This window comes from Pseudoalteromonas sp. XMcav1-K (genome assembly GCF_044005875.1).
GTDB lineage: Bacteria > Pseudomonadota > Gammaproteobacteria > Enterobacterales > Alteromonadaceae > Pseudoalteromonas > Pseudoalteromonas spongiae.
Genome location: NZ_JBIPJE010000043.1, coordinates 259,259 through 273,662 on the forward strand (window position 1 = coordinate 259,259; position 14,404 = coordinate 273,662).

Annotated in this window: 11 protein-coding genes; 9 read left to right on the forward strand and 2 right to left on the reverse strand. The window is 42.7% G+C overall.

From position 1 onward, the window contains the following. The first annotated feature begins 145 nt into the window (after nt 1-145). From sdhC to sucD, 8 genes are all read left to right on the forward strand, one after another. The gene (gene sdhC, locus ACHSBP_RS11475; RefSeq protein ID WP_138632531.1) at nt 146-520 is read left to right on the forward strand and encodes a succinate dehydrogenase, cytochrome b556 subunit; all 375 of its coding nucleotides are present in this window, start codon (nt 146-148) and stop codon (nt 518-520) included. Continuing rightward, nucleotides 514-861, forward strand: coding sequence for a succinate dehydrogenase, hydrophobic membrane anchor protein (gene sdhD / locus ACHSBP_RS11480; protein ID WP_010560042.1), 348 nt, complete (start codon nt 514-516; stop codon nt 859-861). Before sdhC ends, sdhD begins: the two co-directional genes overlap by 7 nt. Then, nucleotides 862-2,634 (forward strand): succinate dehydrogenase flavoprotein subunit, encoded by a 1,773-nt coding sequence (sdhA, locus tag ACHSBP_RS11485; RefSeq protein ID WP_010560043.1) that lies wholly within the window; start codon nt 862-864, stop codon nt 2,632-2,634. Between the two features lie 11 nt (nt 2,635-2,645). Continuing rightward, nucleotides 2,646-3,356 carry a succinate dehydrogenase iron-sulfur subunit gene (locus tag ACHSBP_RS11490; RefSeq protein ID WP_010560044.1) on the forward strand — a complete coding sequence of 237 codons (711 nt, stop codon included), beginning with the start codon at nt 2,646-2,648 and terminating at the stop codon, nt 3,354-3,356. A gap of 91 nt (nt 3,357-3,447) precedes the next feature. Then, complete coding sequence (locus tag ACHSBP_RS11495) at nt 3,448-6,261, forward strand: 2-oxoglutarate dehydrogenase E1 component (protein ID WP_010560045.1); 2,814 nt, start codon at nt 3,448-3,450, stop codon at nt 6,259-6,261. 10 nt (nt 6,262-6,271) lie between these two features. Continuing rightward, on the forward strand, nt 6,272-7,753 hold the full coding sequence (gene odhB / locus ACHSBP_RS11500) for a 2-oxoglutarate dehydrogenase complex dihydrolipoyllysine-residue succinyltransferase (RefSeq protein ID WP_395388918.1): 1,482 nt from the start codon (nt 6,272-6,274) through the stop codon (nt 7,751-7,753). A 166-nt stretch (nt 7,754-7,919) separates the two neighbouring features. Further along, complete coding sequence (gene sucC / locus ACHSBP_RS11505) at nt 7,920-9,086, forward strand: ADP-forming succinate--CoA ligase subunit beta (RefSeq protein WP_010560047.1); 1,167 nt, start codon at nt 7,920-7,922, stop codon at nt 9,084-9,086. Then, the gene (gene sucD, locus ACHSBP_RS11510; protein WP_010560048.1) at nt 9,086-9,958 is read left to right on the forward strand and encodes a succinate--CoA ligase subunit alpha; all 873 of its coding nucleotides are present in this window, start codon (nt 9,086-9,088) and stop codon (nt 9,956-9,958) included. The genes sucC and sucD overlap by 1 nt, the downstream gene beginning before the upstream one ends. A gap of 65 nt (nt 9,959-10,023) precedes the next feature. Here the strand turns inward: sucD and ACHSBP_RS11515 are convergent, their stop codons facing one another. Beyond that, nucleotides 10,024-10,746 (reverse strand): ABC transporter substrate-binding protein, encoded by a 723-nt coding sequence (locus ACHSBP_RS11515; protein ID WP_010560049.1) that lies wholly within the window; start codon nt 10,744-10,746, stop codon nt 10,024-10,026. A 143-nt stretch (nt 10,747-10,889) separates the two neighbouring features. Between ACHSBP_RS11515 and glnS the strand changes: the two genes are divergently transcribed. Then, a complete protein-coding gene (gene glnS / locus ACHSBP_RS11520; protein ID WP_395388919.1) occupies nt 10,890-12,557 on the forward strand; it encodes a glutamine--tRNA ligase in 1,668 nt (555 codons plus the stop codon). Between the two features lie 90 nt (nt 12,558-12,647). Here glnS and ACHSBP_RS11525 read toward each other — a convergent pair whose 3' ends face one another. Continuing rightward, the gene (locus ACHSBP_RS11525; protein WP_010560051.1) at nt 12,648-14,372 is read right to left on the reverse strand and encodes a proline--tRNA ligase; all 1,725 of its coding nucleotides are present in this window, start codon (nt 14,370-14,372) and stop codon (nt 12,648-12,650) included. Nucleotides 14,373-14,404 lie beyond the last annotated feature (32 nt).

The window sequence follows — 14,404 nt, forward strand, 5'->3', positions numbered from 1 at the left end:
TGCCTTTCGTCTGGAGCGAATGCTGTTTTTTCATACTGCGACTCGTCATCGCTGTGTGGCAAATTTCGCTTTGATGGTTCCACCAATATTTTGGTGGGTTATAACAACAATAGTTGGACTCCTTAGAGTCAATGGGCAAGTAACAGTGAAAAAGCAAAGACCTGTAAATCTAGATTTATCTACTATCTCGATGCCAGCAACTGCTAAAGCTTCAATTCTGCACCGTATTTCTGGTGTGGCGTTGTTCTTCGCTTTATCTTTTGTAATTTGGGCATGGTCTGAATCACTTTCTTCTCCTCAAGGTTTTGAATTCGTCAAGAGCCTGTTTACCGGGTTCATTGCCAAATTCATTGCATGGGGTGCGGTAATCGCGCTTCTATATCACTTAGTTGCAGGTGTACGTCACCTTCTAATGGATATGGGTCGTTTTGAAGAATTAGGTTCAGGTAACGCAAGTGCTAAGTTTGTAATGGCACTATGGGTTGTATTAGCCGTGTTAGCAGGAGTATGGATATGGTAGTTAATCAAGCATCTCTAAAACGCGACGGTGTACAAGATTTTGTATCATTACGTGCAACAGCACTTGTATTAGCGTCATATGCTCTGTTTATCTTAGGGTATTTTCTTACTACTCCAACTGTAACGTTTGAAGCGTGGCAGGGATTATTTTCTAACTTAGCAGTAAAAGTGTATACCTTAGCTGCGCTAGTTTGCATGATGGTTCATACCCGTATTGGTTTGTGGCAAGTTCTAACTGACTATGTTAAGAACGCTAAATTGCGCGCAATCCTAGGCTTTTTCCTAAACCTGATGGCTTTTGCATATGTAGCTGTTGGTTTCTTTGTTCTTTGGAGTGTGTAAGTGGCTATTTCAACAAGAGAATTTGACGCTGTAGTAATTGGTGCCGGTGGTGCGGGTATGCGTGCTGCACTGGCTATCAGTGAATCAGGTAAAACTTGTGCACTTATTTCTAAAGTATTCCCAACCCGTTCTCATACGGTGTCTGCACAAGGTGGTATCACAGTTGCTTTAGGTAATTCCCACGAAGATAACTGGGAATGGCACATGTACGATACGGTAAAAGGTTCTGATTACATCGGTGACCAAGACGCGATTGAATACATGACCAAAACAGGTCCTGAAGCAATTACAGAATTAGAAAACATGGGTTTACCATTTTCACGTTTTGAAAATGGCCGTGTTTACCAACGTCCTTTCGGTGGTCAATCGAAAAACTTTGGTGGTGAACAAGCTGCACGTACTGCAGCAGCAGCTGACCGTACTGGTCACGCGCTTCTTCACTGCCTATACCAACAAAACGTTAAAAACAAAACAAATGTGTTCTCTGAATGGTACGCATTAGACCTTGTTAAAAACGACAAGGGTGACGTTGTTGGTTGTACTGCTATTGATATCGAAAGCGGCGAAGTAGTTTACTTCAAATCTAAAGCGGTTGTTTTAGCAACTGGCGGTGCAGGTCGTATCTTCGCATCTACAACAAACGCGCACATTAACACAGGTGACGGTGTTGGTATGGCAACACGTGCTGGCATTTCAATGCAAGACATGGAAATGTGGCAGTTCCACCCAACGGGTATTGCAGGTGCAGGTACACTAGTTACAGAAGGTTGTCGTGGTGAAGGTGGTTATCTTCTAAATAAAGACGGCGAACGCTTCATGGAACGTTACGCACCAAACGCTAAAGACTTAGCGGGTCGTGACGTTGTTGCTCGTGCAATGATGACAGAAATCCGTGAAGGCCGCGGTTGTGAAGGCCCATGGGGTACGCACATCAAACTTAAGTTAGATCACTTAGGTGCTGAGATGCTAAACCTACGTCTTCCAGGTGTTTGTGACCTTTCTAAGACATTCGCACACGTTGACCCTGCAAAAGAGCCAATTCCAGTAATCCCAACATGTCACTACATGATGGGTGGTGTACCAACTAACGTTAATGGTCAAGTTATTAACGTAGATGGTGCAGGCAATGAGAAATTAGTTGAAGGTTTATTCGCAGTAGGTGAAATTGCATGTGTATCTGTACACGGTGCAAACCGCTTAGGTGGTAACTCACTACTTGACCTTGTTGTATTTGGTCGTGCAGCGGGTAACTTCCTTGGTCAATACCTAAAAGATGCTGAAATTTCGAAAGACGCATCTGAATCTGATCTAGAAGCAGCGATGGCTCGTTTCAATCGTTGGGAAACTTCTAAACCAGGCCAAGGTGAAGACCCAGTACAGATCAAGAAAGACCTACAAAAATGCATGCAGCTTAACTTCTCGGTATTCCGTGAAGGTGATGCAATGGCAACAGGTCTTACAGAGCTTAAAGAAATTCGTGAACGCTTACAGCACGCACGTCTTGACGACAAGTCATCTGAGTTCAACACGCAACGTATTGAGTGTTTAGAGCTAGATAACTTAATGGAAACTGCGTACTCAACAGCTGTTGCTGCGAATTTCCGTACAGAAAGCCGTGGTGCACATTCGCGCTTCGATTTCCCAGAGCGTGACGATGAAAACTGGTTATGTCACTCAGTTTATAGCCCAGTGACGGAAGAAATGTCTAAGCGTGAGGTGAACTTCTCACCTAAAACACGTGAAGCCTTCCCACCTAAAGCACGTACTTACTAGGAGCGAAGTCAATGGCACAATTACAATTTTCTGTCTATCGTTACAATCCAGATGTAGACAACGCACCGCGTATGCAAGACTATACCCTTGAGGTAGAAGAAGGTCGCGATATGATGGTATTGGATGCACTTTTACAATTGAAAGAGCAAGATCCAACACTTTCTTTCCGTCGTTCATGCCGTGAAGGTGTATGTGGTTCTGACGGTGTAAACATGAATGGTAAAAACGGTTTAGCGTGTATTACTCCATTATCTGCACTAGGTAAGGGTAAAATCGTTATTCGTCCATTACCAGGCTTACCAGTTGTTCGTGATTTAGTAATTGATATGTCTCAATTCTATTCACAATACGAGAAAGTTAAGCCATTCTTAATCAACGATAAGCCAACAGGCGGTGAAGAGCGTCTTCAATCAATTGAAGAACGTGACAAGCTTGATGGTTTATATGAGTGTATCTTATGTGCATGTTGTTCAACTTCATGCCCATCATTCTGGTGGAACCCTGACAAGTTCATTGGTCCTGCTGGGTTGCTACACGCTTACCGTTTCTTAGCTGATAGCCGCGATACGGCGACAGAAGAACGTTTAGCAGATTTAGACGATGCATTCAGCGTATTCCGTTGTCACGGTATCATGAACTGTGTCAACGTGTGTCCTAAGGGCCTTAATCCAACTAAGGCAATTGGTCACATTAAGTCTATGTTACTAAACCGTTCGGTATAAAACGGCAGTAACACAAAACACCGCGGCGATAACTATGTTATCGCCGTTTAACTAAAACTTAGTATTCTGCGCTAGTAAAAAGGGCTTATAAATGCACGAAGGTGTAATGAAGGCATGGCTAGAGTCTTCTCACTTTAACGGTGGTAATGTCGCATACGTAGAAGAACTGTATGAAGCGTACTTAGATGACGCGAGTTCAGTTTCTGACGAATGGCGTGAAGTGTTTGATGCACTACCGAAAGTAGAAGGTGTAGATGTCGATGTAAAACATTCCGACATAAGAGCACAATTTGCCGAGCTTGCGAAAAACAAGCATAAAGAAGTAGTCGTTGCAGCAGGTGGCGCATCTGATGCAAAACAGGTTAGGGTTCTGCAATTAATTAATGCATACCGTTTCCGTGGTCACCAAAATGCAAACCTTGACCCATTAGGTTTGTGGCAGCGTGAAAAAGTACGTGATTTAACACTTGAACACCACGATTTAACGGATTCTGACCTAGATAAAGAATTCAACGTAGGGTCATTTGCTTCAGGCAGTGACACTATGAAACTAAAAGACTTATATGCAGCACTTAAGAAAACCTACTGTGGTTCGATTGGCGCTGAATATATGCATATCACGTCTACAGAAGAAAAACGTTGGTTACAACAGCGTTTAGAATCTAACTTTGCCCAGCCTCAATTTAGCAACGAAACTAAGTTACGCATCTTAAAAGGCCTAACGGCTGCTGATGGTCTTGAAAAATACCTAGGTGCTAAATTCCCAGGTGCAAAACGTTTCTCACTAGAAGGTGGTGATGCGCTAGTACCTATGCTTAAAGAATTAATTCACAGAGCAGGGGAAAGTGGTCAGGAAGAAGCCGTTATTGGTATGGCGCACCGTGGTCGTTTAAACGTTTTAGTTAACGTACTTGGTAAAAACCCTCAGGTTCTGTTTGATGAATTCGCTGGTAAATATGGCGAATTAGCAGGTTCTGGTGACGTTAAATATCACATGGGTTACTCATCTGATTTCGCAACTACGGGCGGCAACGTGCACATGGCACTTGCGTTTAACCCGTCGCATTTAGAAATCGTTAATCCGGTGGTAATGGGTTCAGTACGTGCACGTTTAGACCGTTTAGGCTGTACGAATGGCTCAAAAGCACTACCTATCACTATTCACGGTGACTCGGCAATTGCTGGCCAAGGTGTGGTTCAAGAAACATTCAACCTATCACAAACACGCGCATTCAGTGTTGGCGGTTCGATTCGTATCGTTGTAAACAACCAAGTTGGTTTTACAACTTCTAAACAAGAAGACGTTCGCTCAACTGAATACTGTACTGATATCGCGAAAATGGTGCAGGCACCTATTTTCCACGTAAATTCAGACGACCCAGAAGCAGTTGCTTTTGTAACGCAACTTGCGCTTGATTTCCGAAACAAGTTTAAGCGTGACGTAGTAATTGACTTAGTATGTTACCGTCGTCATGGTCACAACGAAGCGGATGAGCCAAATGCGACTCAGCCGTTAATGTATCAGAAAATCAAAAAGCACCCTGTGCCGCGTCAGATTTACGCTGATACGCTCGTGTCTCAAGGCGTATTAAGTGCTGATGAAGCAAAAGCGCTTGCTGATAACTACCGTAACGGTTTAGACAACGGTGTGTGTGTTGTTGATGAAATTCAACCAGACACAAAACACTCATCAGATTGGTCTAAGTTTGTGGGTCACGATTGGGACGTTGCATACGATCCAGCGCTGCCGCTTGATAAGCTGAAAGCATTGGGTGAATCAGTTGCTAATTACCCTGAAAACCACAAAGCACAGTCTCGCGTTAAGAAAATTTACGATGATCGTAAAGCGATGGCAGCGGGCGAAAAGCCGCTAGACTGGGGTATGGCTGAGACACTTGCTTATGCATCACTAGTAGACGAAGGTACAGATATTCGTATTACCGGTCAGGATTCTGGTCGTGGTACGTTCTTCCACCGCCATGCAGTAGTGCACAACCAAGCAGATGCTTCTACCTATTTGCCGCTACAAAATATTCGCCCTGAACAAGGCGCGTTTGAAGTGTACGATTCGGTATTATCCGAAGAAGCGGTACTTGCGTTTGAATACGGTTATGCAACAGCAGAACCAACATCTTTAGTATGTTGGGAAGCGCAGTTCGGTGACTTTGCCAACGGCGCACAGGTTGTATTTGACCAATTCTTAAGTTCTGGTGAGCAAAAATGGGGCCGTTTATGTGGCTTAACTATATTGCTACCGCATGGTTATGAAGGCCAAGGTCCAGAGCACAGCTCTGCACGTTTAGAGCGCTTCTTACAGCTATGTGCTGACCACAATATGCAAGTATGTGTGCCGTCAACGCCAGCTCAGGTTTACGCAATGATCCGTCGTCAATCAGTTCGCCCTCTGCGTCGTCCATTGATTGTTATGACACCTAAATCATTACTGCGTCACCCACTTGCTGTTTCAAGCCTTGAAGAGCTTTCAACGGGTGTATTCAACAATATGATTGATGAAATCGATGATATTGATGCAAGTAAAGTTGAGCGTGTTGTGTTCTGTAGTGGTAAGGTTTACTACGAGCTACTACAACAGCGTCGTGAACAAGAGCTAAACAATGTTGCTATTGTACGTGTTGAGCAATTGTACCCATTCCCACATGCGGAAATGGAAACAATTATGCAGCGCTACCAACATGTTAAAGATTTCGTATGGTGTCAAGAAGAGCCGCAAAACCAAGGTGCTTGGTATTGCTCGCAACACCATTTCTGGGAAGCAATTCCACAAGGTGCTAACTTAAGCTATGCAGGCCGTAAGGCATCAGCTTCGCCAGCATGTGGTTATATGTCTACCCATACTAAAGAACAAACTGCGTTGATCGCCGACGCTCTAACAATTAAAAAATAAGGAATAAGAGATGACAACCGAAATTAAGGTTCCTGTTCTTCCTGAATCTGTTGCAGATGCAACAGTTGCAACTTGGCACGTGAACGTTGGTGATACAGTTAGCCGCGATCAAAACCTTGTTGATATTGAAACAGACAAAGTAGTGTTAGAAGTAGTTGCACCTGAAGATGGTGTAGTTACTGAAATTTCTCAAACGGAAGGTGCAACGGTACTTGGTGAACAAGTGATTGCACTATTAGGTGCGGCGGATGCAGCAGCTGCGCCAGCAGAAACAACAGCAGCGCCGGCAGCGGCGCCAGCAGCAGAAGGTAAAGAAGTGGATATTAAAGTTCCTGTACTTCCAGAATCAGTAGCAGACGCTACGATTGCAACATGGCATGTTCAACCAGGTGAAGCGGTAAGCCGTGACCAAAACCTAGTAGACATCGAAACTGACAAAGTTGTTCTTGAAGTTGTAGCGCCAGAAGATGGTGTAATGGGTGATCACATTCACGCGGAAGGCGATACAGTACTTGGCGAACAAGTAATCGGTAAACTAGTTGCAGGTGCAGCACCAGCGGCGGCAGCGCCAGCAGCAACAGCTGAAGCACCAGCAGCATCTGATGAAAACACAGACGTGTTAACGCCTTCTGTTCGTCGTCTAATTGCAGAAAAAGGCCTTGATGCTTCACAAATCAAAGGTTCTGGTAAAGGCGGTCGTATCACTAAAGAAGACGTAGACGCGTTCTTAAAAGCACCAGCAGCTAAATCAGCAGCACCTGCGGCGGCAGCACCAGCGGTTGCACTTGGTGAGCGTACGCAAAAGCGTGTTCCTATGACACGTCTTCGTAAGACAATTGCTAACCGTCTTCTAGAAGCTAAGAATTCAACAGCAATGCTTACAACGTTTAACGAAGTAAATATGAAACCAATCATGGATCTTCGTAAGCAATACAAAGATGTATTTGAAGAGCGTCACGGCATCCGTTTAGGTTTCATGTCTTTCTACGTGAAAGCAGTTACTGAAGCGCTTAAGCGTTTCCCTGAAGTAAACGCGTCTATCGACGGTGATGACATTGTTTATCACAACTACTTCGATATCAGCATTGCAGTTTCTACGCCTCGCGGTTTAGTAACTCCTGTACTTCGTGACTGTGACAAGCTATCAGTTGCTGAGATTGAAAAAGGTATTCGTGAACTAGCACTTAAAGGTCGTGACGGTAAACTTACTGTTGATGACATGACAGGTGGTAACTTCACGATTACTAACGGTGGTGTTTTTGGTTCACTACTTTCTACGCCAATCATCAACTTACCGCAATCGTCTATTCTTGGTATGCACAAAATCCAAGATCGTCCAATGGCGGTAAATGGTAAAGTTGAAATTTTACCTATGATGTATCTAGCACTATCGTATGACCACCGTCAAATCGATGGTAAAGAATCAGTTGGTTTCTTGGTAACAATTAAGGAATTACTAGAAGATCCAACGCGTTTATTATTAGACGTATAATAGATTTGGATTAAAAAATAAGCTGTGGAGTGATTCGCAGCTTTTTTTTTGCGCCTTTGGTCGTACTGGGGTTTTCATACCTGATTGGTGCGACTATACTAGGTGCGCAATTTGGGATGGTTGAACAACGGTTCAACCCTTTACGTAATACAATTGGAAAAGCATCATGAATTTGCATGAGTATCAGGCAAAGAAATTATTTGCCGACTATGGTTTACCAGTTTCTGAGGGTTATGCATGTGACACTCCTCAGGAAGCTGCAGAAGCTGCTGATAAAATTGGCGGTGACAAGTGGGTTGTTAAATGTCAGGTTCACGCAGGTGGACGTGGTAAAGCGGGCGGTGTAAAGCTTGCTGACAGCAAAGAAGAAATCAAAGAATTTGCACAAAACTGGTTAGGTAAAAACTTAGTTACTTACCAAACTGACGAAAATGGTCAGCCAGTAGCTAAAATCCTTGTTGAAAGCTGCACAGATATCGCTAACGAATTATACCTTGGCGCTGTAGTAGACCGTGCTTCTCGTAAAGTTGTTTTCATGGCATCTACTGAAGGTGGTGTTGAAATCGAACAAGTTGCTGAAGAAACACCAGAACTAATTCACAAAGCTGAGATCGATCCACTAGTAGGTCCTCAAGCTTACCAGGCACGTGAACTAGGCTTCAAACTAGGTTTAAACCCTACACAAATGAAGCAGTTTGTTAAGATCTTCATGGGTCTTGCTAACATGTTCAACGACCATGATTTCGCACTATTAGAAATCAACCCATTAGTAATCACTGACGAAGGTAACCTTCACTGTCTAGACGGTAAAATCGGTGTAGATGGTAATGCTTTATACCGTCAGCCTAAAATCCGTGAAATGCACGATCCGTCACAAGAAGACGAGCGTGAAGCACACGCAGCTCAGTGGGAACTGAACTACGTAGCACTAGACGGTAACGTTGGTTGTATGGTTAACGGTGCAGGCCTTGCAATGGGTACGATGGACATCGTAAACCTGCACGGCGGCAAGCCAGCTAACTTCCTAGACGTAGGTGGCGGCGCGACGAAAGAGCGTGTAGCTGAAGCATTCAAGATCATCTTATCTGATGACAATGTTAAAGCAGTACTAGTTAACATCTTCGGTGGTATCGTACGTTGTGACATGATCGCAGAAGGTATCATTGGTGCAGTTAAAGAAGTTGGTGTAAATGTACCTGTAGTTGTACGTTTAGAAGGTACTAACGCTGATCTTGGTCGTGACGTTCTTGCTAACTCTGGCCTAGACATCATCGCAGCTGAGTCACTAACTGACGCTGCTGAGAAAGTTGTTGCTGCTGCGGAGGGCAAATAATGTCTGTATTAATTAACAAAGATACTAAAGTAATCTGTCAGGGTTTCACTGGCGGCCAAGGTACTTTCCACTCAGAGCAAGCGCTTGAGTACGGTACACAAATGGTTGGTGGTGTTTCTCCAGGTAAAGGTGGTCAAACTCACCTAGGTCTTCCTGTATTTAACACAGTACGTGAAGCGGTAGAATCTACTGGTGCAACTGCATCTGTAATCTACGTTCCAGCACCTTTCTGTAAAGATGCAATCCTTGAAGCTATCGATGCAGGTATCGAGCTAATCGTTTGTATCACTGAAGGTATTCCAACGCTAGACATGGTTGACGTTAAAGTTAAGCTTGACGAAACTGGCGTTCGCATGATTGGTCCAAACTGCCCAGGTGTTATCACTCCGGGTGAAACTAAAATTGGTATTATGCCTGGTCACATCCACAAGCCAGGTAAAGTAGGTATCGTATCACGTTCTGGTACACTTACTTACGAAGCTGTTAAGCAAACAACTGATGCTGGTTTCGGTCAATCAACATGTGTTGGTATCGGTGGTGACCCAATCCCAGGTACTAACTTCATCGACGTTCTTGAAATGTTCGAAAAAGATCCACAAACTGAAGCGATCGTAATGATTGGTGAGATCGGTGGTACAGCTGAAGAAGAAGCTGCTGAATACATTAAAGCTAATGTAACTAAGCCTGTAGTTTCTTACATCGCTGGTGTTACTGCTCCTCCAGGTAAGCGTATGGGTCACGCTGGTGCGATTATCGCTGGCGGTAAAGGTACAGCTGACGAGAAATTCGCAGCGCTAGAAGCAGCAGGCGTTAAAACTGTTCGTTCACTAGCTGATATCGGTAAAGCACTAGCTGAGAAAACTGGCTGGTAATTTACCTATCGTTTAAAAAAGGCTGCATCTGCAGCCTTTTTTATTGGATAATTTTCTTAGTTCGTTTAGAAAGGCACTAATTGATACTCTTCGACACTGTATTTTTGCATTATCTTTTTATAAGAGCCTGACTTAAAGGCATTTCCGATTGCTTTATTCACAATGGAAAGGATTACATCTCTTTTTGGGTTTGTTTTGCCTACCGCAATATGTGCGGTATAAGTTTCAATCTTCTTTTCGTTAAACACTATTCGTTTATTTAAAGTGTGTAATTCATTATGTAATAAGTAGTCGCCATAACTACGTGACATGACAAATCCTTGTAATTTTTGATTACTCAATAACAGCAAGCCTTCTTGTGCTGTAGTAACTTTAATTTGTTTATTTTGGTCGAGAAAAGTTAATTGACTATAATTATTTAGTAGTCGCACTGAGCCAAAGGGGGCAAGTGGATCAGAGCGATGATTTTGAAATATGCCAAACTGATCTTGGCCAATAGCAATGCTTAAAGATGCCCAACTTTCTCTACCTTTGAAATTTGCTGCCAAAAATAACCCGTCACTTTTCCCTTTTTTTACTGATTCTTTGGCTCTTGCCCAAGGGGAAACATTGGTTTTTACTTCATAACCTATATTATTAAGTTCGACATTTAGTATTTCCCAAGAAGCTGCGTAAAAAGGGTAATCTTTTATCATTTTTAGATGGTCATGACCAACCGCAAAGGTAATAGAATTTGAAGCTGTGACTGAACAGCTCACAATAAACAACAATGCAAATAGTATTTTCACAAATTAAACAACTTTTATGATATGTAATTCTTAATGTAGCTTTATTTTTTTAACCTTGCAAAGTGATTGGAGCTAGTCGCTGAGCCTTTTATTTGTAATAATTAGGCCGTTAATTTATTTAATGAATATAGGAAAATTTCGCAATGGCGGAAGCAGAAAATCGAGCAACAAACTTTATCACTAATTTAATTGATAAAGATTTAGCATCAGGAAAACATGCAGCAACACATACACGTTTTCCACCAGAGCCGAATGGTTTTTTACATATTGGTCACGCAAAGTCTATCTGCCTAAACTTTGGTATTGCACAAGACTATAAAGGCCTATGTAACTTACGTTTTGATGATACGAACCCAGAAAAAGAAGACATCGATTACGTAAACTCAATTCAACAAGATGTTAAATGGCTTGGTTTTAACTGGGATGGCGATATTTGTTATTCGTCAAACTACTTTGACGAGTTATACGGCTACGCGGTAGAGCTAATTGAAAAAGGCTTAGCGTACGTCTGTTTCTTATCACCAGATGAAGCGCGCGAATACCGTGGTACTTTAACAGAAGCAGGTAAAAACAGCCCTTACCGTGATACCAGTGTTGAAGAAAACTTAGCGCTTTTCGAAAAAATGAAAAATGGTGAGTTTAAAGAAGGCGAATGTGTTCTACGTGCAAAAATTGATATGGCGAGCTCATTCATGGTGCTACGCGATCCAATTATTTATCGTATTCGTTTTGCACATCACCACCAAACAGGTGACAAGTGGTGCATCTACCCAATGTACGATTTCACACACTGTATTTCAGATGCGTTAGAGGGTATTACTCACTCACTTTGTACGCTTGAATTCCAAGATAACCGCCGTCTATACGATTGGGTGTTAGATAACATTTCACTTGAATGTCATCCGCAACAAATTGAGTTTTCTCGTTTAAATCTTGAATACACACTAATGAGTAAGCGTAAGTTAAATGCATTAGTTGAAGAAAAGCACGTAGAAGGTTGGGATGACCCGCGTATGCCTACAATTGCGGGTTTAAAGCGTCGTGGTTATACACCTGCTTCGGTACGCGAATTCTGTAAGCGTATTGGCGTTACAAAACAAGATAATATGGTAGAAATGGGCATGTTAGAAGCATGTATCCGTGATGACCTAAACGAAAATGCACCGCGTGCAATGGCAGTACTTGATCCGATTAAAGTCGTAATCGAAAATTTCCCAGAAGATAAAGTGGAAGAATTGACTGTTCAAAATCATCCAAATATCGAAGAAATGGGCACGCGTATCGTACCTTTCACGCGTGAAGTATTTATTGAGCGTGAAGACTTCCGTCTTGAGGCGAACAAAAAATATAAACGTTTAGTGCTGGGTAAAGAAGTGCGTTTACGTGGTGCGTATGTTATTAAGGCGGAACGTGTTGACCAAGACGAAGCAGGCAACATTACTACTATTTACTGTACATACGACGATGAAACACTGGGTAAAAATCCAAGTGATGGTCGTAAAGTAAAAGGCGTTATTCACTGGGTAAGTGCAAGCCAAGGTGTTCCAGCAGAAGTACGTTTATACGACCGTTTATTTACTGTGCCTAACCCGGCAGCGGAAGAGGACTTTGTCACAGTATTGAACTCAGAGTCTTTAGTACGTTTAACTTCTGCGGTTGTTGAGCCAGCACTTGCCAATGCAGAAGCTGAAGTAGGTTACCAGTTTGAACGTACAGGCTATTTCTGTCGAGATAGTAAAGCAGATGGGTTAGTATTTAACCGTACTGTTGGCTTACGTGATTCTTGGGCGAAAGAAGAAAACAAAGCCTAATTTCAAAAAAGGATATGGGTTATACCTATCCTTTTTAAAAGACACAAAAAAAGCGCTGTGATAACACAGCGCTTTTTTATGATCTTACAATTATGATTTAACTAGGTTAATAATTGCTTCAATCGCGTTATCTAGGTCAATAAGTTCTTTTTCACCTGTAATACGATTTTTGTATTCGATTTGATTGTTATCTAGGTTACGCTCACCGATCACTAACGTATGCGGTACGCCAACTAGTTCCATATCGTTAAACATTACGCCTGGGCGCTCTTTACGATCATCAAATAATACATCAATACCAGCAGCTTGAAGATCTGCGTATAACTTGTCAGCAATTTCTGGAATACGATGCGACTTGTGCATATTCATTGGTACAATTGCCAGCTCAAACGGAGCAAGGGCAGTCGGCCATTTAATACCGTATTGGTCGTGGTTTTGTTCAATTGCCGCTGCAACGATGCGCGAAACACCGATACCATAACAACCCATAGTCATAATTTGGTTTTTACCGCTTTCAGCAAGTACGCCTGCTTTCATTGCCTCAGAGTACTTTGTGCCAAGCTGGAAAATATGACCAACTTCAATACCACGTTTGATATTTAATACGCCTTTACCACATGGGCTAGGATCGCCTTCCACAACATTACGAATATCTTCAACTGTGTAGTCGGTAACATCACGGTCGAAGTTAATGCCACTGTAGTGAACACCATCTTCGTTTGCACCCGCAACAAAATCCGCCATTACAGCCGCTGAACGGTCAACAATAATTGGCATATTTAGACCAACCGGGCCAAGGGAACCTGGCTTTGCACCCGTTGCTTTAACAATGTCTTCTTCCGTTGCAAACTCAAGTGGTGAATCAACGAGCGTTAGCTTTTCAGCTTTAAGCTCATTCAGTTCATGATCGCCACGGACAACGAGTGCAACTAAACCACGTTCTTCGTTCTCATTTGGCGCGCCGTAGGCAATTAATGTTTTAACGCCGCGGTGTGGTTTAACACCATGCTGCTGTTTTAGATCTTCAATTGTTTTTGCATTAGGCGTATCGAAACGGTTTAACTCTTTTGCTGGTGCAGGGCGTTCGATACTTGGTGCTACCGCTTCTGCTTTTTCAATATTCGCTGCATAGTCTGACTCAGAGCTAAATGCGATGGCATCTTCACCAGATTCTGCAAGTACGTGGAATTCATGCGAAACTGAGCCACCGATTGAACCAGTATCTGCAATTACTGGGCGGTAATCTAACCCTAAACGCTCAAAAACATTACAGTATGCTTGGTGCATTTTCTTATACGTTTCATTTAGGCATTCTTCACTTAAATGGAAAGAATAGGCATCTTTCATGGTGAATTCGCGCGCGCGCATTACACCAAAACGTGGACGCACTTCATCACGTACTTTAGTCTGGATTTGATAAAGATTTACCGGCAGTTGTTTGTAACTGCTAATCTCTTTACGAACAAATTCAGTAATAACTTCTTCGTGTGTAGGACCTAACGCAAAAGGACGGTTGTGACGGTCATTAATACGCAGTAATTCTGGGCCAAATTGCTCCCAACGACCAGACTCTTGCCAAAGGTCGGCTGGTTGGATAATGGGCATTAACATTTCAATCGCACCGGCTTTGTTCATTTCTTCACGAACAATGTTTTCTACTTTACGTAGTACTTTTAAACCACTTGGTAACCAAGTGTATAAACCCGATGCTAGTTTGCGGATCATTCCCGCGCGTAACATAAGCTGATGGCTGATAATTTCAGCATCAGATGGCGTTTCTTTTAACGTCGCTAAAATATATTGACTAGTACGCATTTGCTTTCCGAAATGTTAAATCTATTTTTATA